This window comes from Sphingomonas mucosissima, assembly GCF_002197665.1.
GTDB classification, from domain to species: domain Bacteria; phylum Pseudomonadota; class Alphaproteobacteria; order Sphingomonadales; family Sphingomonadaceae; genus Sphingomonas; species Sphingomonas mucosissima.
In genome coordinates this window covers 42,946-67,437 of sequence record NZ_NBBJ01000004.1, presented here as the reverse complement: position 1 = coordinate 67,437, position 24,492 = coordinate 42,946, and the positions used below count along the sequence as shown (strand labels likewise).

Annotated in this window: 20 protein-coding genes and 1 tRNA gene; 13 read left to right on the top strand and 8 right to left on the bottom strand. The window is 62.5% G+C overall.

Going from position 1 to position 24,492, the window contains the following annotated elements; translation table 11 throughout:
* Positions 1-29: 29 nt before the first annotated feature.
* Both SPMU_RS12230 and SPMU_RS12225 read right to left on the bottom strand, forming a co-directional pair.
* Positions 30-1,883 carry an AMP-binding protein gene (locus SPMU_RS12230; RefSeq protein ID WP_088334201.1) on the bottom strand — a complete coding sequence of 618 codons (1,854 nt, stop codon included), beginning with the start codon at positions 1,881-1,883 and terminating at the stop codon, positions 30-32.
* 51 nt (positions 1,884-1,934) lie between these two features.
* On the bottom strand, positions 1,935-2,207 hold the full coding sequence (locus SPMU_RS12225; protein ID WP_140418472.1) for a hypothetical protein: 273 nt from the start codon (positions 2,205-2,207) through the stop codon (positions 1,935-1,937).
* Between the two features lie 108 nt (positions 2,208-2,315).
* Here SPMU_RS12225 and SPMU_RS12220 point away from each other — a divergent pair, with 108 nt between their 5' ends.
* Positions 2,316-3,140 carry an HTD2 family dehydratase gene (locus SPMU_RS12220; RefSeq protein ID WP_088334199.1) on the top strand — a complete coding sequence of 275 codons (825 nt, stop codon included), beginning with the start codon at positions 2,316-2,318 and terminating at the stop codon, positions 3,138-3,140.
* Here the strand turns inward: SPMU_RS12220 and SPMU_RS12215 are convergent, their stop codons facing one another.
* From SPMU_RS12215 to xseA, 3 genes are read right to left on the bottom strand one after another with little or no spacing between them, the layout of a single operon-like run.
* Positions 3,141-4,064 (bottom strand): M23 family metallopeptidase, encoded by a 924-nt coding sequence (locus tag SPMU_RS12215; protein ID WP_088334198.1) that lies wholly within the window; start codon positions 4,062-4,064, stop codon positions 3,141-3,143. It lies immediately after the preceding gene.
* On the bottom strand, positions 4,061-4,261 hold the full coding sequence (locus tag SPMU_RS12210; RefSeq protein ID WP_088334197.1) for a DUF2093 domain-containing protein: 201 nt from the start codon (positions 4,259-4,261) through the stop codon (positions 4,061-4,063). The genes SPMU_RS12215 and SPMU_RS12210 overlap by 4 nt, the downstream gene beginning before the upstream one ends.
* A gap of 12 nt (positions 4,262-4,273) precedes the next feature.
* A complete protein-coding gene (gene xseA / locus SPMU_RS12205; RefSeq protein ID WP_088334196.1) occupies positions 4,274-5,677 on the bottom strand; it encodes an exodeoxyribonuclease VII large subunit in 1,404 nt (467 codons plus the stop codon).
* Here xseA and purD point away from each other — a divergent pair.
* The 5 genes from purD to SPMU_RS12180 all read left to right on the top strand — a co-directional run bounded on the left by purD (position 5,676) and on the right by SPMU_RS12180 (position 13,193).
* A complete protein-coding gene (gene purD / locus SPMU_RS12200; RefSeq protein WP_088334195.1) occupies positions 5,676-6,941 on the top strand; it encodes a phosphoribosylamine--glycine ligase in 1,266 nt (421 codons plus the stop codon). The genes xseA and purD overlap by 2 nt on opposite strands.
* Positions 6,942-7,233: 292 nt before the next feature.
* Entirely contained in the window at positions 7,234-8,046 is an 813-nt protein-coding gene (locus SPMU_RS12195; protein ID WP_088334194.1) for a hypothetical protein, read from the top strand.
* Between the two features lie 92 nt (positions 8,047-8,138).
* On the top strand, positions 8,139-10,907 hold the full coding sequence (gene polA, locus SPMU_RS12190; protein WP_088334193.1) for a DNA polymerase I: 2,769 nt from the start codon (positions 8,139-8,141) through the stop codon (positions 10,905-10,907).
* Between the two features lie 195 nt (positions 10,908-11,102).
* Positions 11,103-12,620, top strand: coding sequence for a lipopolysaccharide biosynthesis protein (locus SPMU_RS12185; protein ID WP_245833240.1), 1,518 nt, complete (start codon positions 11,103-11,105; stop codon positions 12,618-12,620).
* An 87-nt stretch (positions 12,621-12,707) separates the two neighbouring features.
* Positions 12,708-13,193 (top strand): PaaI family thioesterase, encoded by a 486-nt coding sequence (locus SPMU_RS12180; RefSeq protein WP_088334192.1) that lies wholly within the window; start codon positions 12,708-12,710, stop codon positions 13,191-13,193.
* A 12-nt stretch (positions 13,194-13,205) separates the two neighbouring features.
* On the opposite strand, the gene SPMU_RS16960 is transcribed toward SPMU_RS12180, so the two are convergent.
* Positions 13,206-13,271 (bottom strand) — tRNA-Thr (locus SPMU_RS16960).
* Positions 13,272-13,413: 142 nt separating this feature from the next.
* On the opposite strand from SPMU_RS16960, the gene SPMU_RS12175 reads away from it, so the two are divergent.
* The 7 genes from SPMU_RS12175 (at position 13,414) to SPMU_RS16715 (ending at position 20,555) form a co-directional block, all read left to right on the top strand.
* A complete protein-coding gene (locus SPMU_RS12175; protein ID WP_088334191.1) occupies positions 13,414-14,736 on the top strand; it encodes a site-specific integrase in 1,323 nt (440 codons plus the stop codon).
* Positions 14,733-14,999, top strand: a complete 267-nt coding sequence (locus SPMU_RS12170; RefSeq protein ID WP_088334190.1) for a hypothetical protein — start codon at positions 14,733-14,735, stop codon at positions 14,997-14,999. The genes SPMU_RS12175 and SPMU_RS12170 overlap by 4 nt, the downstream gene beginning before the upstream one ends.
* Positions 15,000-15,090: 91 nt before the next feature.
* Positions 15,091-15,330, top strand: coding sequence for a hypothetical protein (locus tag SPMU_RS17480; protein ID WP_088334189.1), 240 nt, complete (start codon positions 15,091-15,093; stop codon positions 15,328-15,330).
* 60 nt (positions 15,331-15,390) lie between these two features.
* Positions 15,391-16,812, top strand: a complete 1,422-nt coding sequence (locus SPMU_RS12160) for a YfjI family protein (RefSeq protein ID WP_088334188.1) — start codon at positions 15,391-15,393, stop codon at positions 16,810-16,812.
* A 396-nt stretch (positions 16,813-17,208) separates the two neighbouring features.
* A complete protein-coding gene (locus SPMU_RS16720) occupies positions 17,209-17,964 on the top strand; it encodes a hypothetical protein (RefSeq protein ID WP_140418471.1) in 756 nt (251 codons plus the stop codon).
* Positions 17,965-18,550: 586 nt separating this feature from the next.
* Positions 18,551-19,627, top strand: coding sequence for a DUF262 domain-containing protein (locus tag SPMU_RS12150; protein WP_211275798.1), 1,077 nt, complete (start codon positions 18,551-18,553; stop codon positions 19,625-19,627).
* 4 nt (positions 19,628-19,631) lie between these two features.
* Positions 19,632-20,555 carry a hypothetical protein gene (locus SPMU_RS16715; RefSeq protein ID WP_140418470.1) on the top strand — a complete coding sequence of 308 codons (924 nt, stop codon included), beginning with the start codon at positions 19,632-19,634 and terminating at the stop codon, positions 20,553-20,555.
* A gap of 30 nt (positions 20,556-20,585) precedes the next feature.
* Here SPMU_RS16715 and SPMU_RS12145 read toward each other — a convergent pair whose 3' ends face one another.
* On the bottom strand, positions 20,586-21,200 hold the full coding sequence (locus SPMU_RS12145) for a hypothetical protein (protein ID WP_088334187.1): 615 nt from the start codon (positions 21,198-21,200) through the stop codon (positions 20,586-20,588).
* A 284-nt stretch (positions 21,201-21,484) separates the two neighbouring features.
* Entirely contained in the window at positions 21,485-24,343 is a 2,859-nt protein-coding gene (locus tag SPMU_RS12140) for an N-6 DNA methylase (protein ID WP_088334186.1), read from the bottom strand.
* Between the last annotated feature and the right edge of the window lie 149 nt (positions 24,344-24,492).

Here is a 24,492-nt window from a genome sequence, read left to right as displayed (position 1 = left end):
GGAGGCGGGAATGACGGGTCGTTGTGGGCTTACGCTTCGACTTCGATCACGCCTTCGCTGAGATCGTCGGCGAACAGCGCCCTTACCACGTCGTCGCGCGCCGTGAGCGTGGCGCGCTGGTTCACATAGCCTTTGTCGGTGATCTCGCCGCCATCGATCGACGGCGGCGTGCGCAGGATGGCGAAGCGGCGGACGCGGCGGGATGAGCCGCCAGCGGTGGCGTTGAACGCTTCCAGCTTCTCCTTGACGAGGCCTTCCAGCGTCGGGATCGGATCGGCGCCCGGCGATGCCTCGGCCAGCGTCTGGAGTGCTGCCTGGGAGGGCCAGGCGAGAATGGCGATGAAGGGCTTGTCCTGCCCTGCGACCACCACGTCCTGAATGTATGGCGAGCACGCCGCGCAGATGTCCGGGCGCAGCGTGCCGACCGAAACCCAGGTGCCGGTGGAAAGCTTGAAGTCCTCCGTTACGCGTCCGTCGAAGACAAGGCCGAGCTCGGGCCGCTCCGGATCGATGAATTTCGCCGCGTCGCCGAGCATGTAATAGCCTTCCTGGTCGAACGCGGCGGCGGTCTTCTCGGGGTCGTTGTGATAGCCAGTGGTGACGGTGGGGCCCTTCACGCGCACCTCCAGCTTGGTGCCGTTGGGCACCAGCTTCAGCGTCGATCCGGGCAGCGGCAGGCCGATCAGGCCGACGCGCTCCGATGCCCAGTGAACGACGGTGACGCCTAAAGTCTCGGTCGCGCCGTACATGGTGGTGAAGGGCATGCGCTCGCCCGTTTCGGCGACGGCCAACGCCTGCATGCGATCGTAGAGATCGTCCGAGAGCGTGGCGCCGCCATAACCCATGCCGCGCAGATTCTTGAAGAACGCCTGCCTGAGCGTGGAGTCGCGCTCCATCGCATCGGCCAGCATGGCGAACGCGACGGGGGCGGAGCCGAAGCTCATGGGCGAGATTTCGCGCAAATTCTTGATCGTCGTTTCGAACAGGCCCGGTACCGGCTTGCCCTCGTCGATGTAGAGCGTGCCGCCGGCGGCGATATTGGCGTTGAAGTGGATCGTGCCGGCCGAGATGTGATTCCACGGCATCCAATCAAGCATGATCGGGTGATCGACGGGATCGGGATCATCGCGCAGCCCTTCGGAGGCGGCGATGAGGTTCACGAACATGCCCTGATGCTGCGGCACGCCCTTAGGCATGCCGGTGGAGCCCGAGGTGAAGAGATATTTGCCAACGGTGTCGTGGGTCAGCGCCTCGCGCGCTTCGTCCACCGCCGCGGTGGCTACGGTATTGGTCAGATCAGAGAAGGGGATGGTGCCCGCGCTGCCATCCATGGTGACGAAGGTGAGTGAGGGATCGAGCTCCCGCAGCGTGGCGAATGCGCGGGCGAAGGTCTCCGCGCTTTCGGCGAAGACGATGCGCGGGCGAACGGTGTTGAAGCAATGCTTCAGCTTTGCATGGTCGCTTGAGATCAGGCTGTAGGCCGGGCTGAGCGGCGCGATCGGCACGCCCGCCGTGAAGCAGCCCAGCATCAGGATGCCATGCGCGACCGAATTGCCGCTGATGCACATAACGGCATCATTGGCGCCGAGCCCGCGATCGAGCAGCCATTGCGCAACGCTATCCGCAGCCTGTTTGCCCTCACCATAAGCCACGCCCTGCCAAGGCCCGTGGTTCGGCGCACGCTGCATCAGCCAGGGGCGATCGGGGTGAAGCGCGGCTTGCTCGGCCATGATGTGCGGGATCGAACGGGCGGGCTCGGCCATCGCATGGTTCGAACTGATGAGGATCGTGCCATCCGCCCGCCGCTCGACCGTGATGTCCGGCCCCTTCTGCGGGAGGCGCTTGAACGGAGGTTGGGTGGGCATGGCGGCAGCGGTTGCCATCGGGGTCTCTCCTATATTTTGCCCGATATAAGCCAGACGTATTAGCTTCGCCTAGCGCTGAATCGCCTTCGCCTTGCCGCCCTCTCGCACCGCCACATGCACCAGAACGGCCGTGGAGAGCAGGATCGAGGAGACAAGGCCGCCGATCGCCAGCAATCCGCCGCTTGTTACGTCGATGCGCGCGTCAAACCGCGTGCGCTTGCCCAGCCGTATGCGCGCGCGCGCGTGGTGATGCGCGGGTGCCTGGGGGCCGCGCGAGTGGGGGAGGGGGATCAGATCACCGGCCATGTCGGGGGTAACGCGGCGGCGTGCGCGAGGGTTCAATGACCGGCCTAAGCGCGTGCCGCAGACGCTGGTTACTGGCGAGGCGGGCAGGGTGACGCTGCCTCCGGCCCGCGCTACGGACGGCGGGCAAAGCAACGGGAGCGCGTCATGGAGCAATTCGAGGGGTGGTCGCCGATCGCAACCGAGCAGCAGGACGATCTCATCGCCGCCCCGCTGCGCCGCCTTGCCGCCTTGTTCGATCACGACGGATCGCATTGGCCAGCCGGCGAGCTTCCGCCGCTCGCGCATTGGCTGTTCTTCCTTCCCGAGGCGCCGCAGTCGACGATTGGCGTCGATGGCCACCCCGCGCGCGGCGCTGCGCTGCCGCCGGTGGAAGCGCCGCGGCGCATGTGGGCCGGGGGACGGCTTACCTTTCATACGCCGCTTCCGATCGGCGCCGTCGCGACCCGGCGCAGCATGGTGACTGACGTGACGGTGAAGGACGGGCGCTCGGGTCGGCTGACCTTTGTGACGGTGCGGCATGACATCGTGGTGGACGGCACGATCGCGGTGGTGGAGGAGCAGGACCTGGTGTTTCGCGGCGCAGGCAATGGCACGCCGCTCGCCGCGCCTGCCGACCCGCGCACGGCCGAGGTGCGGCGGGAGGTGACCTTTGATGCGACGGCGCTGTTCCGCTTCTCCGCGCTGACCTTCAACGCGCATCGCATCCATTATGATCGGCCCTATGCGTTGGCGGAGGAGCTGTATCCCGATCTGGTGGTGCACGGCCCCTACCAGGCGATGCTGCTGGCGGATCACTTGCTGCGCAGCCGGCCGGGCGCGCGGCTGACGCGATTCTCGTTTCGCGGCGCGCGTCCGTTGTTCGTGGACCGGGCGGCGGCGCTTAACCTTGCCGGAGAGCGAGACGTGTCGCTGTGGACGACCGACCAGGACGGCTGCGCCTGCATGGAGGCGCAGGCTTCCCTGGCCTGATCAGTCCGCCCCTGGGCCCGGCATCGGACCGGCGATCAGCAACGGATCGATGCGGGCGTCCTGCCACTTCATTGCCCAGTGGAGATGGGGGCCGGAGGCGCGGCCGGTGGCGCCGATGGCGCCGACCATTTGGCCCTGACGCACGCGGGAGCCGACGGGGACGTCGATGCGGGAGAGGTGGAGGAAGGCGCTGTTCAGGCCCATGCCGTGGTCGATGATGAGGAGATTTCCCTCCAGTGTGAAGGGCGTATCGGCGGCGAGCACGACCACGCCGTCGGCCGGGGCGACCACCGGGGTGCCGGTGGGGCGCGCGACATCGACGCCGGAATGGTAGGAGCCGGGCTCACCGCGATAGATGCGCTGGGCGCCGAACAGGCCGGAAACGCGGCCTGTGACTGGCCATATAATACGCTGACGCCAGCCTTCCGCGGCCTGGTTCCGGCCGCGTGCGGCCTCGATCTGCACCAGCTCGGCCGGACGGCGACGCTGGAAGTCGGCGCTGGGCACCGGCACCTTGGCGACACGGTCGAGCCGCTCGATCCGCCAGGCGCGCGGGGCGACGGAGATCTGGTGAGTCGCGGTGCGGCCGTCGCTCAGTCGCGCCGTCAGCACGGACGCGGGGCCGGCGTCGCGATCGAACGCGATCACGAAGCGGCGATCGGCGGCGAGGGCAACCGGGGTTCCGTCCTTTAGCAATTCCACCGTGCCCTCTGGCGCCGTGCCGAGCATCAGGCCGCCTTGGCTGGCGGTGCCGCTCACCTCAAAGCGCGGAGGCGGCAGCGGCGCGGGCGGCGGAGGCGTGGGAGCAGGCGCGGTGACGGTGGGCGGGGCGCGCGGAGCAGCGCGCGGCGCGGGCGCGTCTTGCGGCGCTGAAACACACCCGGCGAGCAGCAGGACCAGCGCGGCCGGCGCGGCGCGCTTCATTGCGGCGCCATCGCCTCCGCTGCCAGCGATGCGCTGGCGAAGGCGCGCTGCGAGGCGACATCCCAATAGCGCAGATCCTCGATCGCGATCCGTGCGCCGCTGACGCCGCAGACCACATGGTCGCCGGGCGTCAGGACGCGAAAGCCATTGGCCATGTAGTGAATGCGCGCGGCGCGATCGGTTTTGGACATCAACATTCTCGAACCTTTCTAGAGCAGCGTTGGCTGGTCGGGCTTTGCGGGTTTTGCCGGCTTCGGCGCTTTTTCGAGCTTCGCTGCGGGATAGGAGCGCTCGGCGCTGCCCTCAACCGCTGCGTCCACTACCCCATCGGCGAACCGAAGCGTCAGCGCGCCGGTCGCCTTGGCTGCGGCGGCGCTGGTGAGCGTCGCGCCGGTGCGGTCGGTGATGCGGGCATAGCCGCGCGCGAGCGGGGCGTCGGGATCGACCGAGGCGAGCAGGCGGCCAAGGTCGGCAAGCCGCTGACGCGCGCCTTCCAGCCGGCGGTCGAGCAGCGCCGGGCGAAGGACTGCGCCGGTCCGGTCGAGCTCGCCGCGGGCGCGCACCACGCGGCGCTCAAGACCGCGATCGAGCCGGGCGCCGAGATCGTCCACGCGCTGGCGCTGGGGGCCGAGCAGGCGATCGCGGGCGGGGAGCAGGCGCGCCATCGCGTCGAGCCGCTCGCGACCGCGCTCGACATAGCGGCGCGCGCAGCGTTCGGTGCGCTGGCCGTGCGCGGCGATCGTCAGGCGCAGATCGGCGAGCACGGGCACGGCCAGTTCCGCCGCCGCCGTCGGCGTGGGCGCGCGCAGGTCGGCGGCGTGATCGCAGAGCGTCGTATCGGTTTCATGGCCCACCGCCGAGATGATCGGGATGGTGCAGGCCGCGACCGCGCGTACCACCGCTTCCTCGTTGAAGGCCCACAAATCCTCGATCGAGCCACCGCCGCGCGCGACGATGACGAGATCGGGGCGAAGGTCCTCCGGGAGCGAATCAAAGCCGCGGATGGCGGCGGCGACTTCATTCGCCGCGCCGTCGCCCTGCACCTTCACCGGCCAGACGAGGAGATGGGAGGGGCAGCGATCCTCCAGCCGGTGAATGATGTCGCGGATCACCGCGCCAGTGGGCGAGGTCACCACGCCGATGCGGCGCGGCAGGAACGGGAGCGGGGCACGCGCCTTGGACTTGGCGAACAGGCCTTCGGCATCGAAGCGCGCCTTGTTGCGTTCGAGCAACGCCATCAGCGCGCCGGCGCCGGCAAGCTCCATTCGATCGATAATGATCTGATATTTGGAGCGGCCGGGATAAGTGGTGAGGCGGCCAGTGGCGATCACTTCGATGCCGTCTTCGGGGCGGAAGGCGAGGCCAGCGGCCTGTCCCTTCCAGATCACGCCGTCGATCACCGCGGCGTCATCCTTCAGGCACAGATAGCAATGGCCCGATGCAACGCGCTTGTAGCCGCTGATCTCGCCGCGCAGCCGGACGTGGCTGAACTCGCCTTCCACCACGCGCTTGAGCCGGGACGAAAGCTCGCCCACCGACATGGCGGCGGCGTTGTCCCCTGGGGTCGGGTCCGCTACCAGCCGCGCGGAAACGTCAAAAAAGGGGTCGGGCATGAACGTCCTGCTGATCGGATCGGGCGGGCGCGAGCACGCTCTGGCTTGGAAACTCGCGCAATCTCCACGCATCAATACGCTCTATGCCGCGCCCGGCAACCCCGGCATCGCGGCGCATGCGACGGTTGCTGACCTGAACGTGTCGGATCACCGGGCGGTCATCGATTTTATCCGGCGCCAGCAGATCGGGCTGGTCGTGGTGGGGCCAGAGCAGCCGCTGGTCGAGGGGCTGGCGGACAATATCCGCACGATTGGCGTACCGGTATTCGGGCCGGGGCGCGAGGCGGCGAAGCTGGAAGGCTCGAAGGGTTTCACCAAGGATCTTTGCGCGCGGGTCGGCATCCCGACGGCACGGTATTTTCGCGTCACGTCGAAGGATGGCGCGCTGGCGTGCCTCGAAGATTTTGCCGAGGGCGATCAGCTTCGCTGCGTGATCAAGGCGGACGGCCTGGCGGCGGGCAAGGGCGTCGTCGTGGCGATGACGCGCGCCGAGGCGGAGGATGCCGTGGCGGCGCTGTTCAACGGTGGCCCGGCGGAAGCGGTGATCGAGGAGTTCCTGGAAGGCGAGGAGGCGAGCCTTTTCGTCCTGTCCGATGGCACCAGCACCGCCAGCTTTGGCAGCGCGCAGGACCACAAGCGCGTCGGCGATGGTGACACCGGGCCGAATACCGGCGGGATGGGCGCCTATTCGCCCGCTGCCGTGCTGACCCCGGAACTGGAGGAGCGGGCGCTGGGCGAGATCGTGCGCCCGACGATCGATGCGCTGACGGCGGCGGGCACGCCCTATGTCGGCGTGCTGTACGCTGGGCTGATGCTGACCGCGGATGGCCCCAAGCTGATCGAATACAACGTCCGTTTCGGCGATCCCGAATGCCAGGTGCTGATGGCGCGGTTCGACGGCGATCTGCTCGAGACGCTGCTGGCGGTGGCGGAAGGCCGGCTGGCGGACCTGCCCGCGCCGGCGTTTTCGGACAATGTGGCGCTGACGGTGGTGATGGCGGCGCAGGGCTATCCCGGCACGCCGCAGGTCGGCGGGGCAATCGGAGGGATCGACGCGGCGGAAGCCGGCGGCGCATTGGTGTTTCAGGCGGGCACGCGCATGGCGGGCGACGCGCTCGTCGCGGCGGGTGGGCGCGTGCTGGCGGTGACGGCGACGGGCGGCGACGTCGCGGCGGCGCAACGCCGCGCCTATGCCGCGGTGGATGCGATCGATTTTCCGACCGGGTTCTGCCGGCGCGACATCGGCTGGCGGGCGATCGGCTGACGTTGCCTTCCAACGTCATGCCGGCCTTGTGCCGGCATCCAGCCCTCCGCACATCCAGCCAGCCTTCATTACGCGGGACCCTGGATGCCGGCACAAGGCCGGCATGACGGGTGAGCAGAATGGATCGGTTTACCGTTTCATCCCGGCCCTGAGCCGGGCGCATAGGCACGGCGCACGCCACGGCTCGGGCGCCCGCGGCCGCGCGCGGCATAACAATTCGCATTGTTGCAGGCCCGTTGCGGGAACCATGCACCGCGCCTAAGGCTTGGCGCCAGGCGTAGCGGAGTGTTCCATGCAGCCCACCACGGTGGACAATACCATGACCAGCATCGTGCTGGTGATCATCGCGATCGTCGCGGTGCTGACGATCGTCGCCATCATGGTCGGCGCTCGCAAACGGCAGGCGCGCAGGGAAGCGGACCTCGCCGAGCAGGCGCGGATGGCGCAGCGCCCGGCGGCCAAACCGCCGCTGTCGGAGAAGAAGCCGAGCGCGGCCCCGCTTGCCTCGGTGCCGCCGCAGCCCCGACCCCAGCCTGAGCCGCAGCCTGAGCCGCAGCCCCAGGTGCAACCGGAGCGGCAGCCGGAGACGCGCGTCGCGCCAGCAACGGTGACGCCAGCGCCGGTCCCGGTCGCGCCGCCACCCCCGCCGCTCGTCGAAATGCCGGACGTGGCGCCGGTGGAGCCCAGCGCTGCCGAGCCCGCGCCGCTCGCGGACGAGCCGATCGCGGCAGCTGCGCCGCAGCAGGCGTCACTGGCAACCGAGGCGGAGCCGACAACGGCAAGCGCAAACGATGTTCCAGCGGAAGAGGCGCCGCCTGCCGAGCCGGCGCCGCCGGCCCCGGACGCTGTTGCCGGGCCGCCGCCGGGCGAGCGATCGGTCACGCAGATCAAGGGGCTGGGCCCGAAAGTGGCTGCCATGCTGGCCGAGCTGGGCATCACCAACGTGGGTCAGCTTGCGGCGCTCGATCAGCGCGGGGCGGAGGACCTGGACGCACGGCTCGGGCCGTTCACCGGACGCATGGGACGCGATCGGTGGCTGGAACAGGCGAAGCTGCTCGCTGCCGGCGACATCAAGGGCTTCGAACAGCGGTTCGGGAAGCTCTGATTACGCGTCTTTGACGGCGCGCGATCAGTCTTTAACGGTGGAGGGCCGCGCACGGTTTGTTCCGGGCGCGCCGATCCGCTAAGCGGCCCATCATGCCGCATCTTTACCTCGTCGATGGCTCGAGCTTCATCTTCCGCGCGTATCACGTGCTGCCGAAGCTCACGAACAAGCACGGCGAGCCGGCCGGTGCCGTTTATGGCTACACCACCATGTTGTGGAAGCTGGCCAACGACCTCCACAAGGCGGACGGGCCGAGCCACCTCGCGGTGATCCTCGACAAGTCCGAGAGCACGTTTCGGAACGAATTGTACGATCAGTACAAGGCGCATCGCCCGCCCGCGCCGGAGGATCTGAAGCCGCAGTTCCCGATGATCCGCGATGCGACGCGCGCCTTTTCGCTGCCGTGCATCGAGGAGCAGGGCTGGGAAGCGGACGATCTGATCGCGTCATACAGCAAGGCGGCGCTGGCGCAGGGCTGGCAAGTGACGATCGTCAGCTCCGACAAGGATCTGATGCAGCTGTTGACCGAGCCGGGCATCGACATGCTCGACACGATGAAGGACAAGCGCTTCGGCCCGCCCGAGGTGGTCGAGAAGTTCGGCGTGGGGCCGGACAAATTGGGCGAGGTGCTGGCGCTGATGGGCGACAGCGTCGACAATGTGCCGGGCGTGCCGGGTGTCGGCCCCAAGACGGCGGCCAAGCTGGTCCTGGAGCATGGCAGCGTGGAGGGCGTGCTGGCCGCCGCGCCCGACATGAAGAAGGGCAAGCTGCGCGACAATCTGATCGAGTTTGCTGAACAGGCGCGATTAAGCCGCAAGCTGGTCGAGCTCGCCTGCGACGTGCCGCTGCCGCATCCGCTGGAGGAAATGGCGCTGGACGGCATTCCGGAAGCGCCGCTGCGCGCATTCCTCGAGCATCATGGCTTCAAATCGCTGCTGACGAAGCTGGCGGCGGAGCAGAATGCCGGGGTTGATCCCACGCCGCCCGAGCCCGCGGGCGTGCCGCAGGAGGAAGATCCGCCGTGCAACCACGACGGCTATGAAACCGTGGTCGACGAAGCGGCGCTCGACGCGTGGATCGCGGCGGCGCGACACCAGGGGTGGGTGGCGATCGATACCGAGACGACCGCCAAGGATCCGATGCTCGCCGAGCTGGTCGGCGTGTCGCTGGCGCTCGCGCCCAATCGCGCCTGCTACGTGCCGCTCGGGCATGGTGGCAGCGACATGTTTGCGGAAAAGCCGGCGCAGCTCGATCGCGATGTGGCCCTGGCGAAGCTCAAGCCGCTGCTGGAGGATGCGTCGGTCCTGAAGATCGGGCACAATCTGAAATATGACATGGTCGTGCTGGGGCGGCTGGGGCTCATGCTTGCGCCCTATGACGACACGATCGTGATGAGCTTCGACCTTGATGCCGGGCTGCACGGGCATGGCATGGATGAGCTTGCGGCGACGCATCTGTCGCACAGCTGCATCGCCTACAAGGACGTGACCGGCACGGGGAAGAAGGCGATCGGCTTCCACGAAGTCGATCTGAAGGCCGCGACGCGCTACGCCGCCGAGGATGCCGACGTGACGCTCAGGCTGTGGCGGCGCTTTCGCGCGCGGCTGCCGATCGAGCGGGCGACGCGGGTGTATGAGATGGTCGACCGGCCGCTCGTGTCCGTCATCGCGCGGATGGAGCGGCACGGGATCAAGGTCGATCGCGAGCGGCTGGCGGGGCTTTCCACCGAGTTCGCGACGCAGATGGCCGAGCTGGAAGGGGTGATCCACGGCATCGCCGGCCAGCCCTTCACCATCGGCAGCCCCAAGCAGCTGGGCGATGTCCTCTTCGAGAAGATGGGGATCAAGGGCGGGCGCAAGGGCAAGAGCGGCGTCTATTCGACCGACGTGAACGAACTGGAGCGGATCGCCGCCGACAAGGATTCGCCGGGCAAGGAGATCGCTGCGCGCGTGCTCGACTGGCGCCAGCTGTCCAAGCTGAAATCGACCTATACCGATGCGCTGCAGGAGCAGATCAATCCGGCGACGGGCCGCGTCCACACCAGCTATTCGCTGACCGGCGCGCAGACCGGGCGCCTGTCCTCGACCGACCCGAACCTGCAGAACATTCCGATCCGCACCGAGACGGGGCGGCAAATCCGCGATGCGTTCGTGGCCGAGCCGGGCAATGTGATCCTGGCGGCGGACTATTCGCAGATCGAGCTTCGGCTGGCGGCGCACATGGCCGACGTGCCGGCGCTGAAGGAAGCGTTTGCGCGCGGCGATGACATTCACTCGCTGACCGCGCAGGAGCTGTTCGGGACGGTCGATCGCGATACACGCGGGCGGGCCAAGACGATCAACTTCGCGATCCTCTACGGCATCAGCCGCTGGGGGCTCGCCGGGCGCCTCGATGTGAGTGCGGATGAGGCGCAGGCGATGATCGACCGCTATTTCGAGCGCTTCCCGGGCATCAACCGCTATATCGCCGAGACGCTGCAGGCGGTGCGCGAGCAGGGGTTCACCGAGACGCTGTTCGGCCGCAAGACGCATTTCTCGCGCATCAAGAGCAAGGTGCAGCACGAGCGGCAGGGTGCCGAGCGCGCGGCGATCAATGCGCCGATTCAGGGGACATCGGCCGATATCATCAAGCGTGCGATGGTGCGTATGGAGCCGGCGCTGGCCGAGGCCGGGCTGACCGGCACGCGCATGCTGCTGCAGGTGCACGACGAACTGGTGTTCGAGGTGCCCGAAGGTGAGGTCGAGGCGGCAAAGCCGGTGATCGAGCGGGTGATGGCGACGGCGGCGGAACCGGCGGTGAAGCTCGACGTGCCGCTCGCGGTAGAGATCGGCGTCGGTGCGAGCTGGGGGGCGGCGCACTAGTGGGTGGTTGTTTGACCTATTTGGTGCGTCACCCGTGGGCGACGGTTTGTTTTGCGTCGCGCGGTCTGGACGCACTTCGCCGTCATGCCGGGCTTGCCCCGGCATCCAGGGTGCCGCGTTCAACGACTGAGGGGTTTGCGGCGTGCTGGATGCCGGCACGAGGCCGGCATGGCGGTCGTGGCGTGGTGACACTGCGTGGCTGAAACCACGCAGGACATTGCGCAGCTGGCCAAGGGCGGACGCACTAATGTCGCAGGCTTTATCCTGCGGCTGGCGGCGCGCATCCCGTTTCTGTTCATCGCCGGGCGGCTGTACGGGCCGGACCTCGTCGGGCGCTTCGCCATTGCGGTGGTGGTGGTCGAGCTGGCCGCGCTGGTGGCGACGCTGGGGCTGAAGCGCGGGCTGGCGCAGGCGCTGAGCCGGACGGATCGGCCGCATGTTCATGTGGTGGCGGACGGGCTGGTCGTGGCCGCCGTCATGTCGCTCGTCGCCAGCGCGGTGCTGTGGACCGTGCCGGAGATCATGTACCCCAATACGCCGATCGTCGGGCTTGACCGATGGCTGGGGCTGATCGTGCTGGCGATCGCCTGGTCGGATGTCAGCCTGGCGGCGCTCGCCTATCGCCTGAACGTGAAGGCGGCAGTGACAGCGCGCGCGGTGGTGGAGCCGTGGACGATCTCGATCGCGGCGTGGGTCTTCTCCTTCTTCACGGTCAAAGACGGGCTGGTGCTGAGCTATGTCGCGTCGATGACGGCGGCGCTGATCGCATCTATCGTGCCGCTGGTGCGCAGCTATGGCCTGCCGCGGGGATGGACGCCGCGCTTCGCCGAGCTGATCGTCATGGTCCGCGACAATGTGCCGCTCGCCGGGGCGGATGCCTTCGAATGGGGGTCGCGCAATGTCGACCGCTTCATCCTGGGCGTGATGTTCGAGCCCAAGATCGTCGGCATCTATTACATGGCGCAGCAGGTCGCGAGCCTGCCGCAGAAGCTGAAGACCTCGTTCGATCCGATCCTTGGCCCCGTTATCACGCAAAGCCTGGCCGCAAACGACCTGCCGGCAATCGCGCGGCAAGTGCGGCAGGTGGCGTTCTGGATCATTGCGGCGCAGGGCTGCCTGACGCTGATGGGCTCCATCCCGGGCGAAGCGGTGATGGGGATCGTGGGGCCGCAATTCGTGGCCGGCACCGCGGCGCTGGCGTTCCTGCTCACCGCCGAGGTGCTCGCCTCGCCCGGCGCGGTTTGCGAAACCGCGCTGGTGTACACCGCGCGGCATCGCAACCTGCTGATTTCCGCTGTCATGCTGGCGTTTCAGATCGGGCTGAGCTTTGCGCTCATCTTCTGGATGCGCGCCCTTGGCTGGCCGGCGACCTATCAGGCGGCGGGGCCGGCGATCGCGCTGATGGTGAGCCTGGCGCTGACATCCGTGATCAAGGCTTGGCTGCTCGGGCGCATCCTGTCCGCGCCCGTGTCGCCGCTGCGCTGGCCGCTGGTATGGGCGACGCTCGCCGCGATCATTGTCGGGGCAGCCTTCACCTCGCTTCCCGCGCGGCTGGAATGGGTGGAGATCGTCGTGGGCATTCCGGCGATTGCGGGCGTCTACCTCTTCATCCTGTGGCGATGGGCGTTCGGCCCGGCGGATCGCGCGCTGTTCGGCAAAATGCCTTCCGCCGAGGAGGCGAGCTTGCCGAACGTCGGCGCACCGGCGCGCTGACCGCCGGCGGCGAACGGCGGGCTTGACCCCGGCGGCCAATTTCCTCTTCTGCCGCGATAATGACACCGGCGCCTGTCGGGAGCAGCAGTGGAGGGCATCCTGGACACGACAACGACAGCCGGCGTGAAGCTGGCGCCAGTGACCGACGGCGAATGGAATGGCTGGCTGCGCTGGCCGGGCACCGATCCGTTCGAGGATCACGCCGGTCCGTTCTACGTCCGATACGATGCAGGGGGCACGATCGAATGCGGCTTTCGGCCCGAGGCCAAGAACCGCAACGGCGGCGGCAATGTGCATGGCGGCGCGCTGCTGACCTTTGCCGATTTCGCGCTGTTCATGATCGCATCGGCGGTGTTGCCCGAGTTTCACGGTGTGACGGCGACGCTCAATGCCGAATTCGTCGGCGCCGCACGGCCGGGCCGCTTGCTCACAGCGCGCGGCGACGTGGTGAAGGCGGGCCGCAGCCTCATCTTCGTGCGCGGCACCATTGATGACGAAGGCGACGCGGTGATGAGCTTTTCCGGCGTGATCAAGAAGATCAACAAGGACCGCATTGGCGGCACGATCACCTGACCGGGAGAAAAATGGTGCTGCCGGTGAGGATTGAACTCACGACCTCAGCCTTACCAAGGCAGGCGACCCGGGTGGACTGGTGCTGCCCACACTTACTTCATCTTACCGTAACCCCAAGAAATCCGTCGTTTACCACTTACTTCCCTTGCCCACGGTTGATTGCGATGGCATCACTTGACCGGCGCCGTGCTACCCCGGTGCTACCCAAGAGGATGCCCCGATGGCAGTTCGAAAGCTAACAAAGACGATCGTTGATACGCTCGAAAACCGCACTAGTGATTACGTCGAATGGTGCGGAGTGCTGAAGGGCTTCGGCTGTCGCGTCCGCCGTAGCGGTTCAAAGACGTTCATCGTCCAATATCGGGTTGGCGGTCGCACCAGCCCCGTTCGAAAAGTCACGATCGGGTCGCACGGCAAGCTGACCGTCGAACAGGCGCGCGACGCTGCATCAAAGGTGCTGGCGAAGGCCGAACTTGGCGAAGACGTTGCCGGCGCCCGCGCGAAACAGCGGGCCGGAATGACGATGGCGCAGCTATGCGACGAATACGTGTTGAACGGCTGCGACACGAAGAAGGCTTCGACGCTCGCGACCGACAAAGGCCGGATCGAACGCCACATCAAGCCGCTGCTAGGTCGCAAGCGAGTCGGCGAAGTCACGCGAGCGCACATCGATCAATTCTTGCGCGACGTGGCGAACGGCAAAACCGCAACGGACGAGAAGACGGTAAAGCACGGCCGGGCGCGCGTGACGGGCGGCAAGGGCGCCGCAACCCGAACGGTGCGGCTGCTAGGCGGCATTTTCAGCTATGCAATCGAACGTGGGTACATTGAAACCAATCCGCGTCATGGCGTGAAGCTGTACAAAGATGGGAAGGGCGAACGCTTCCTGTCGAGCGGCGAGCTTCGCACTCTGGGCGAAGCGCTACGCGAGGCTGAAACTGTCGGTTTGCCGTGGCGTGTCAGTGACGGCCCGAACGCCAAGCACCGGCCGAAGAAGGGCGACGATGCGCGCGAGCAAATCTCGCCGTCCGCCGTCGCTGCAATCCGGCTATTGCTTCTTACCGGCTGTCGCGCGGGCGAAATCCTGAACCTCGAATGGCAGCATGTGGATTTCGAACGCGGGTTTTTGAACCTGCCAGATTCGAAGACTGGCGCTAAGAAGGTGATGCTAGGTGCGCCTGCGCTCGAAGTGCTGTCGAACCTGCCCCGCGTCGGTCGCTACGTGGTGCCCGGCGCCGATCCAAAGAAGCCGCGTAGCGACCTGAAGCGGCCTTGGGCGCGCATCATTGCCCATGCCGGCCTCGAAGGGCTGCGGCTGCACGATCTGCGGCATTCCTTCGCGTCCGTCGGCGCCGCCAGCGGCATGGGACTCCCGATCGTCGGCAAGCTGCTAGGACACGCCTCTAGTGCAACCACAGCCCGCTATGCCCACCTTGCGGACGATCCGCTTCGTCGAGCGTCGGACAGCATCGCCGGAACGATCGCAGCGGCCCTTGGCGTGGCGCCCACTGCCACGGTCATTCCGCTCAAAGGGGCCGCATGATGCCGAAGTACGAAATTGGAAAGTTCACAGCCGAACAAGCCGCCTTTTGGGCGGAAGAACGCGAGCGAATGGCGAAGCGTACCGGAATAAAGCATTCGACTTTCAAAGGGAAAAACGCCGCCTCGAAGATGGGCGCTGAGTTGGTTCGAACTTCGAATATCTCGCTATTAGAAGCTGCTCGGATTACCAAGGAGCAAATGGCAGCGCCCTTGCCCAGTGTCGAACGAATGGCACGGCTGATATCTGTAGAATTGAAGAGCTAATCCGAAATGAGTTGTGACGTTGCATGCCGCCGACAACGTCGATCTATAGCCGGTCATCTCGCGCCATTGGCGCTTTCTTGGAGATGACGACATGGCCGACTTTATTCGCCGCGCGGACGCGGCGGCTTACCTTCAGGAGCGCTACGGCGCCTATACCAAAGAGACGCTCGCCAAGCTGGCAGTCGTCGGGGGCGGGCCGAAGTTCCGCCTACTAGGCCGGTTCCCAGTCTATACCCGCGACGACCTGGATGCGTGGGCAGCATCACGCTTGTCGGCGCCCGCGTCATCGACAGCCGAAGCCGGATCAAGCCGCGCACGAACCGCCGCCTAGCCGCAGAAAACAAAGCCGCTGTCGAACACTCGACAACGGACCATTCGTGTCGAGCAAACGATGCACAGTCAGAATAACGGCAATCCGCTATTGCAGCTCCCGCAATTCCCGGAAGGACTAGTCGGCGACGTAGCGCGCTACATTTTCGAAGCTGCCCCCTATCCTAACGAAACAATCGCTCTCACTGGCGCGCTAGGCTTCGTCGCGGGCATCGCAGGAAGGGCGTACAACGTCGAAAACGCTGGCCTGAACCAATACCTTCTTACGCTAGCGCCTACCGGCACCGGCAAGGAAGCCATATCGGCCGGAACTTCGAAGCTGCTAAATGCCGCTTGGGCAAAGTGCCCCGAAATTACGAAGGTTCGCGGTCCCGGACAGCTTGTGTCGGGATCGGGGCTGTACAAGTGGCTTGCGCGGCTCACGAACCCCACGGTGTTCAGCATCATCGGCGAGTTCGGATTGATGCTGAAGGCGTTGGCGGCTCCGAACGCCAACGCGAACATGGCACTGCTGCAAAAGGTGTTGCTCGAACTCTATGGCAAGAGCGAACACGGCGCCGGCTTCGACGGGGCGGCGTACAGTGACCGTGATAACGTCACCGACGTAATTCGAAGCCCAAGTCTAACAATCATCGGCGAAGGGGTGCCAGAGACGTTCTACGCCGCACTAGACGAAGCGATGATCCGAAGCGGCCTGCTGCCGCGCTTCCTAATATTCGAGACCGACGCACCGCGCCCTAGGCTTAACCGCAACCGAGCAATTGAACCTCCTGAAGCGCTTGTCGAAGCTATCGCACGGCTGGCGAACGAAGCGGCGTCACTCGCGCACCTGAACACCGTGCGGCGTGTCTCGCTGTCGCCCGAAGCCGCCACAATGTTTGACGATTACGAAGGTTGGACAGGCGAACAGGTGAACGGCGCCGGCATCGAAGCGACGCGTCATTTGTGGAGCCGGGCGCATCTAAAGGCGCTGAAACTCGCCGCTTTAAGCGCTGTTGGACGCGATCCGATGAACCCGCGCCTCGAATACGGCGAGGCTAAATGGGCAGCGGACCTTGTTCACGACCAAACGTGGGCTTTGGTTCGCAAGTTCGAAAGCGGCGACGTTGGCGAGGCGACGGCGAACGAAGCGAAGCAGCAATCCGAAGTGTGTCGCGTCATGCGCGAGTTCATTCAAAAGCCATTCGGCGAGGTGTCGAAGTACGGGGCAACGGCCGAAATGCATAAGGGCTCGCTTTGCCCACATGCATACATATCGGTTCGGTGCCTGAACCTTCAGGTATTCCCAAAGGGATCAAAGGGCGAAGCGACCGCGGCACTTCAGCGCACGATTAAAACATTGGTCGATAACGGCGAGATAGAGGAAGTCCCGCGTCACTACGTCTGGGAAACGTTTGGAGTTAAACCCAAGACATACCGTTTCGCGCAACGAAATCCGAAGGCGTTGTTCGCGGATGGGAAGCCAAAATTCTTCGACAGTTAAGAAGTTGCCCACAGCTATGAAGCGCAAGTATCTGTAAAAGCAAGCTTAAGAGGTTATGAAACGTAAGAGGTGGTTGGTCCGCCGCCCCAGATTGAGCTTCTGGTGCTCTCCTCCTTCTTATTCTTCATAATTCATAATTCTACATATTCTCTTTCAAATTCGGGTACTTGCGATGAAGCACCATCTCCTAGGGAAGCTCTTATCATCTTGGCGCGAGCAGCCCAGCCGGCGCCGCCAATGTGGGCAGTCGAACCCCGGTACTGCCCCCGTGCTACCCTCGCTTCCGATGTTCGCAAGCCGACTTTCCAACCTGCTGCAAAGACTAACGAAAACCAAACTTCGCCACCCACTTCCCATGCTCTTTTGGGGCAACGGTCGCAATGCAAGGAGCAACCCGTGAACTCCGAAAAGTGGAATATGCCCAATCACACCGTGGCCGATCGGTTGTTAGCCAGCGGATATCAGCCGCTCTGGTTTAACGGGAAGCTAATATATACGAAGCCGGATACCCGAACACCGTTGCAGCGCGAACTTGGTGTGTTCGACTTCGAACTCCGGCCCTCAGTGAACGCGTATCGGATCGCAATGCGCGAGATGGGGGTGAACTTCGGTCCGCGTGGTGTGTTCGCCCGTTCCCTGCTGTGGGCTGCTTACGCCCGCCCGCTAACGGATAGTCCCACCAAATTCATTGAAGATGCAGCGCATACAGTCATTCTTGCGTGTAGCGCACCACTAGGCGAGTTCGCGTCGAAATACGGCTTCCGTCTCGACGAACACGATAGCGCGATTACTGGCGTGCACCGCGAAATCGTCGAGACCCTTCCGAACTGTCCAACCGTTAAAAGGATGGTCGGTCGTGTGCTTCGCGAAGAAAGAGACAATGTCTTTAATGATACATCTTTGACGCTGAACGATCCCAACGTCTTTGTAGTAACGGCAAATAACTCCGGTTTCATAAATCCAAGTATGATTGAAGATGCGGGAATGTCGAAGAACGAAATGACCGAGCGAGTTAGAACGACTGTATATCGGACCATCGAGTATATCGACTTTATACAGCCGCGTGATAAGCGAGGCCGTTTCTTCAAACTTTATCGGTGCTTGACACGCATACGTGTAGTAGGAGAAAGTATTCTAGAAGACGATTTTTAGTCTGTTAATGGCAGGTTCTTGATGGCTTGGGTGTCAGATACGCAAGGAACGCTGAGGGAGTTAGACGCCACCCCCGCCCCCCGTCGCTATCGGGCCAAGATCGATACCGTGGGCAATGTCAGCCGTGAACTGTCCCGCGTTTATCGGGAAGCGCGAAGCGGCATGATTTCAGTCGAACATGCTTCGAAGTACGCGAACATTCTATCTATTATTGCTCGCATCCTCGAGACTTCGAACCTTGAAGTTCGGTTGGCTGCAATCGAAGCGGCGCGATGAACCGGTTTGCCGCTCGTATCGTTCGGCTCGAACCGAAGCCCCCACGACGACAGATAGCGCGTACGCTCGTAATTCACGGCCGCGAGACGGTTGAAGAAGCGCTCGCCTTCTGCCGCCAGCATGGCCCGAACGCTCGAAGTGACCGACTAACCATTGAAGAATGGCGTCGCATTGCTGCTGATCACGTCGAAGAATCCCGCTCGTTGCATCCTCGCCCGTAACATCCATACCGCCGCTTTCGAACCGCCTTGCTCAGCATAGCACTAGGTAATAGTCAGGTTCCCTGAAACTGGGTCAATGAGGAAACGCTGTGGCGATCGGGAATGTAGCTGAGATCGAACGTCGTTTTGACCAGTCGCAAAATGATTTGGTCCTTCAAACGTCAGACTTTTCACTACAGGGCCTAAAAGACATGGTTGACAACCAGATTATTGACTTGGCGCCAAAATATCAAAGGCGCGAACGTTGGGAAGTAGAGCGTCAATCAGAACTTATAGAGTCATTTTTGTTGAATGTTCCAGTCCCGCCAATATACCTAGCGGAGGAGGAGTACGGAGTCTATTCGATTATTGATGGAAAACAGCGTATCACCGCAGTTTCCGATTACTTAAATAATGTATTCTCGCTCAAAGGACTTGAGGAATTTCCTGAGCTAAATGGCGCGAGGTTCCGCGAGCTTCCACGCACCCTGCAGAACGCACTTCGAGTTCGTCCGTATTTGCGAGTAATCACACTGCTTAAGCAGTCTCACCCGCGCCTAAAGTATGAGGTATTCATCAGACTGAACAGGGGCGGCATCCAGCTCAACAATCAAGAGATCCGCAACGTCGCGTTCCGCGGCCCTCTGAACGACGCGATCTACGATGCTGCAGACAATAAACTCCTTAAGTCCGCCCTTAAGATTGATGGCCCAAAATCGGCGGCGTATCAGCAGATGCAAGACGCCGAATACGTACTCCGATTTTTAACCCTCAACGGAACTTGGGAAAAGTTCTCCGGCAGCCTGTCGAAATCGATGGACGCGTTCATGCTTGAGCACAGCAACGCGCGAGGAAAGGATTTGGAAGACCTTATCTTGCCGTTTGAACGCTCCATGGCACGGACGGCGCGACTGTGGGGTGACACCGCGTTTCAGCGATGGGACGGCCAGAAGTGGCGTAGGCAAGCACTAGCGGGACTCTACGACGCTGAAATGATTGCTGCGGCCTTGTTAACGGACGTACAGGTTGCAACGGTGTCCGCCCGCCGGCCCGATGTTCTCGAGGCTACCAAGGCGCTATTCGCCCAATCAGAGTTCGAGGAAGCCGTAAGACTCGGCACCAACACTCCTTCGCGGATTCGCTCACGAATCGAGCAAACGTACGGCATGCTCCTGAGCTTGGCATAACCTGGTGAGTGTGGCGCGCAGTGAGTTTATGCGAAGCCTGTCGGGCATCGGTGAGGCGATTGCGCTTGAGTCGCTCGCGCAAGGTTCGCTTGGAAACACAATCAGCCCCGGCCTGCTGGTGCTCAGAAGGGGCATCCTTATTGCCGGCTTGATAGCGCTAGAAGCATTTGTGCGAGATCGCACTAGCGAAGCACTCCGAACGCTTGAGCGTTGGCCAAAGTCTTTTGACCAGCTGCCAGAGAAACTAAGACTGGCATCTCGGCTAAACGCTCTGCAGTATCTACAGCAGTATGCGAAGATGCTTAAGCGGCAAGGCGACGACTATGAAGGTGAGCTACAAGCCGAAATAGAAAAGATGAGCTCCGGTTCCGCCGCAACTCTGAGATTCACGAAGTTCGTGGCAGGTGACTATACCGGTAATGTCTCAGACCAAGGGATGAAAGATCTGCTTTCAAGCCTTCAAGTGCACGACTGTTGGAGTACGTTTCGCCAGTTTGCGGCAGATGCAGGGATCGGTGTTCCGTCAGTGCATGAACTTGTTAAAAGCACCGTTAGGAAGCGCCATCGTAGCGCGCACTCACCTGGATATTCACCAACTGCTACGGAGATCACAGAGCTTCGCTCGGACTTGCTTTGTATCGCGATGTGTTTCGATGTATCAGTTTCATCGTCGATGGAACAGGCGCTGGCAGTTTCAGACCAATGGGCGGGAGGAGAGACCGCGTGGCGCGATGCGGTTCATTTATACGCAGTTCAGCCGCACGGCACTCGGTATCGATTGCTGCAGCATGGGCGAGCGCGTGCCCTCCGGCTCACAAACGATGCAACTGCGGTGCAGGCTCTAGTACCTCGGGCGGCACCCGGAACGGTTGCGGTTCTAGTGAAGCAAGATGCAGCGGGTCGACCGAACAGCTGGAACATTCTTTAGGCCGTAGACTCTAACCTACCTTAGTGACTCTTAGTGAGATCCGGCTCGTTCTGACTCAAGCTCGAGTAGGAAAGCCGTGTCGCCGAGATCAAGACCGCCCGGTGTGTCGTCGATCGCGGCAAAGGTGCGCAGGCGATGTAGAACCTCATCACTCAGCGTTAATGCATCGAACGACGGACGTAGAACCCAAGCAACGGAGTATTCGAATGTGCGGGTTTTATCGTTCCCAAGATAAGGCATCCAGTGTTTTGCTTGCGCATAAAGGTTATAGAAGGTAACTACGTCTGCAGTGGTGGTCTCGGGCAGAACACCAATCTTACCGACTAGCGCAGGATAGACAAGTGGCGCAGGCATGCGGTTCTGCTCAAGGTAGTGCTTGTCGAAGGGGTTCTCGGGGCCATGTCCTAGCCCTCCGCCGACTTCTAATTTTGACGTATGCTTCGCCAATCGAGCAAGGTCGTCGCGCATGGCAACCATCTCTGCATAAAGGGCTGCCGCGACCGCATGAGCCTCGTCCGCGTGACGGAGTCGTTCATTTCGCCGAGCCAGCCATGAGTTCAGCAAGGCGCCTAGAATGAGGGCAAACAACCCAAAGCAAGCGCCTAGCAAAGCCTGCCAGTCCTTAAGTTCTTCGTACAGCGCCATGCATCGTCCTTAACGAAAGTCTTTAGGTATCTCCTATACTGGCGCAATTAGCCATGCGAAGCTTCGAACACGCGGTAAGGCCAGTCTCCGCGGCACTTCCCGCCTCCTACAACAGGCGCGATATCCTCACTGCTGTACTGGCGGAACGCGCCTGTATACGAGGCAGTCTTGCGTGAACTTGGGAATGATCGAACATCGAACGGCGAACTTCGTGTCGTTACAGCAACGGCTTTGCGGCCCCAGCTTGCACGCGACACAATGTGGGCATCACAGGGGTAGCACCGCTACGCCGATAGGCTCTTATCTATCGCTGCAAAAACCTTCGCCGCCTCATCCTGTGCCCGGAACGCTGCACGAACCTGTTCAGCAAGCGATTGCTGCACCTTAATCGATGGTAGCGGAGGGATAGGCAGCGCAATCAATTGTGCGGGGCTCTCCAGTCGCGTCCGGTTCGAAACACCTGTTATTGCACCCTCAAGTATGGCTCGCATCTTCTCAGAGCGTAGCAGACGAGCGACGTACTGAGCGTCGACCTTTCCTTCAGACGACTCTCGCACTCTGAACGTAAAGAACTCTTTCGAAACGATCAGCCCGTCGCAATCGTCTTCAACAACACCTATTGCGCCTCTCACTGCATCAATGCCGGAAACGAGAATGTCGCCCGACTTAATCTCTCGAAGGTCTTTAGTGTCATACTGCAAATCTTGGATACCCTTTGGACGAACTCTCCCATCCGTACTTCGGACCCAAGCGTAGCTATGTACAAGCGCCTCTTCATCAACAAGTTCCGTGTTCGGAATGCGTGTGACTGGCTCAATTACTGAAGACAGCAGAATGCGCTCGCCCATCGTAGCGACAAGCTCTTTCATTCGATTATACGCGAAGTCCAAGCGCTCCGTTGGTGACTCATCCGATAGTTGATAAAGAGACACAAGGCCGTCGCAGAGCGGCACCTTTGCAGTTGCCTTAGCTAGTCGCGCGGGGCTAACGACGCCTCCCGCATAAGAGCTCGGCGCCGCCTGTCGCCAGATGTTAAACGCTTCGTTGATGGCCGGGAAATCATTCCGGTCATCTACTCCTGTCGAAGTGTAGCCGATCGTGTGTGCCTTAGCGAAGAACACCGGCTCCCGCTGAACGATCGCAGGGTCTGGCTTCTTTATAAGAAGCAATATCGAGGTCTTCGCAGTCGTCCTAGCTAGGAACTCAAAAGCATTCCGAGGAAGTGAGACGACAGCCTTGATGAAGTAGTTATCTCGAATAAACGATCTCGCATCGCCATAGGCCGACGTGTTCAGGACCGCTTCATCGACGACAATGCCGACAATACCGCCTTTCCACTCTTCCGGCGCGCCCGCATCTCTAATCGGTTTGAGGTAGTCTAAGATTGCACTCAGAAAAAGAGCGCCGCCCTTGGCGTTATTACCCGCCGTCACGTACGTCAGCTTGCCAGCCGCTATAGCGCCCTTAACCTCCGCCAACCCAGCTTCGGCTGCGTCGAGGTGGCGGCGAGCGTGGCGCTCCTTCCGTTCGTCTCGAGTTTTCATGGCGAGCAGCAATTTGTCTCGCCAATCTGTCACACGTTTCGACAGCGTGTCAGCGCGCGTTTGTTCAACGCACGTGTGTGGGACAACGCGCAAGCGCTCCTTCGTCCAACGGTTTGCCTTTGCCGCAATCTCGCTCTCGTATGCTTCCGATCCCGGTGCGGCCTTTACCTTGCCGAGCGAGCCTGAACGCGCGAGTTCAGCGGCAACCTCTCTGAAGTTAACGTCTCCAAGCGGAGGATTGGTCAACGCAACGTCGATCGCCTCGTGAGCGCGGGCGGGTGTTCGTGGTGCGAACACATCATACGCGGACAGCGCGAGTCCGTTCGCTGGGCGCACATTCGACTTTCCATCACCGTGCAGATACATATTCATCTTAGCAATGGTTGCGACCCACGGGTCAATATCTGTCCCTAGTAAGCGCTCACGTCGAACCTTCTGCTCAACTTCTTCCTTTGTTTCAGTTGCGGTGGCTACCGCGTTAGCGAGCATCGCGTCCATTGCATGGATTAGAAATCGTCCCGTTCCACACGCCGGGTCTAATACAACATCACTCGGGCGCGGCGAAACAAGCCGTACCGTGGATATTACCGCAGTCTCTGGCGTGAAAAACTGCCCAATCCGATTATCTTTCTCCGCCCTCCGCGCGAGCGCTTCAAACACTGCCCCAATGAAGTCAATGCCGCCAGCTGATAATGGATAACGCTCGAAGATAGGTAGGACAGTTGATACGATGAACTCGTCCGGCAACTCAAGACGCTCATACCGGTCGAACATGCCGGAGGTAACAATGTCGGGGTCGAAGACGATATCCTTCTTTATAAGATGGTGCACCGTCCAGTCCTTGAACTCCTTATCGGCGCGATCCGCCGGGCTCATCTTAGTTCTGTAATCAGCAAACCCCGATAAGGTAGCGCGGCTTTCAATGCCCCGCTTGTCTTCATAAAGAGCGACGAAGAACAAATAAATTAAGAACTTGTGAGCACGCTGCCCGGTAACTCCGCGCTCACGCAGCTTGTTTTCTAGGCCTACGATGTCCCTGCGAAGACGCTCCTGTCGAACGGCCAACTCGCGCAAGCGGGCAAGGTCAAGCTCCTGTTCTTCTTCGGTCCAATCTGGAAATACTTCCTCTTGAAAAACCTGCGCCGCCGCGAGGTCCGTTGCAAACTCGGGCCAACGTGCCACAGCCGATGTCAGGCCGGTAAGTGGGTATGCCTTGGCGGGGGCTGCTGCCCAGTGAGACAGATGCGTTTGCAGCCGATTTAGCGGTAGAAACACAATTCTCCCGGCCCTGCCGTCACGTTCGCGCTGTTGGTTCTCGTTTCGTAGAAACCGAGCCATGCGAACGGAAGTGCTTAGACCCGAGTACAGGACGTTTGTGGTCATGCCGGGCGCGACCGCAATCGCGCGATTGAGGTGTTCGACGATCGATGTGAATTCGCTTTCGTCGCTTCGCTTTGCGACTTCGACAAGGAGCCGGTGCCGCTTCGATGCGACGGTCCATTCAACGGTGATGTCGGCGTCGGCTATCGACGGAGCGTGGCTCGCGTTCGTGCCGTGATGGGTGACGGTTGCCCCCCGCTTCGTAAGCGCACTCGCCATGTCAGCCGAAACGCGCTGTTCAAGCTCAGTGCGGGGGTCGAGGTCTGAATAAGGCCGCGTCACTTTCCCTCCACCAAGTCGGGTTGTGGCGGAACGCGAATCTCCATGCAAGCAGCGCTCGCGATGGTGCTACCCCGGTGCTACCCAGC

What these genes read in the sequence shown, in the direction of transcription:
- SPMU_RS12230 (WP_088334201.1), bottom strand. Translation starts at nt 1,883, where the DNA reads ATGGCAACCGCTGCCGCCATGCCCACCCAACCTCCGTTCAAGCGCCTC.
- SPMU_RS12220 (WP_088334199.1), top strand. Translation starts at nt 2,316, where the DNA reads ATGGAGCAATTCGAGGGGTGGTCGCCGATCGCAACCGAGCAGCAGGAC.
- SPMU_RS12215 (WP_088334198.1), bottom strand. Translation starts at nt 4,064, where the DNA reads ATGAAGCGCGCCGCGCCGGCCGCGCTGGTCCTGCTGCTCGCCGGGTGT.
- SPMU_RS12210 (WP_088334197.1), bottom strand. Translation starts at nt 4,261, where the DNA reads ATGTTGATGTCCAAAACCGATCGCGCCGCGCGCATTCACTACATGGCC.
- purD (WP_088334195.1), top strand. Translation starts at nt 5,676, where the DNA reads ATGAACGTCCTGCTGATCGGATCGGGCGGGCGCGAGCACGCTCTGGCT.
- xseA (WP_088334196.1), bottom strand. Translation starts at nt 5,677, where the DNA reads ATGCCCGACCCCTTTTTTGACGTTTCCGCGCGGCTGGTAGCGGACCCG.
- SPMU_RS12195 (WP_088334194.1), top strand. Translation starts at nt 7,234, where the DNA reads ATGCAGCCCACCACGGTGGACAATACCATGACCAGCATCGTGCTGGTG.
- polA (WP_088334193.1), top strand. Translation starts at nt 8,139, where the DNA reads ATGCCGCATCTTTACCTCGTCGATGGCTCGAGCTTCATCTTCCGCGCG.
- SPMU_RS12175 (WP_088334191.1), top strand. Translation starts at nt 13,414, where the DNA reads ATGGCAGTTCGAAAGCTAACAAAGACGATCGTTGATACGCTCGAAAAC.
- SPMU_RS12170 (WP_088334190.1), top strand. Translation starts at nt 14,733, where the DNA reads ATGATGCCGAAGTACGAAATTGGAAAGTTCACAGCCGAACAAGCCGCC.
- SPMU_RS17480 (WP_088334189.1), top strand. Translation starts at nt 15,091, where the DNA reads ATGGCCGACTTTATTCGCCGCGCGGACGCGGCGGCTTACCTTCAGGAG.
- SPMU_RS12160 (WP_088334188.1), top strand. Translation starts at nt 15,391, where the DNA reads ATGCACAGTCAGAATAACGGCAATCCGCTATTGCAGCTCCCGCAATTC.
- SPMU_RS12145 (WP_088334187.1), bottom strand. Translation starts at nt 21,200, where the DNA reads ATGGCGCTGTACGAAGAACTTAAGGACTGGCAGGCTTTGCTAGGCGCT.
- SPMU_RS12140 (WP_088334186.1), bottom strand. Translation starts at nt 24,343, where the DNA reads ATGGCGAGTGCGCTTACGAAGCGGGGGGCAACCGTCACCCATCACGGC.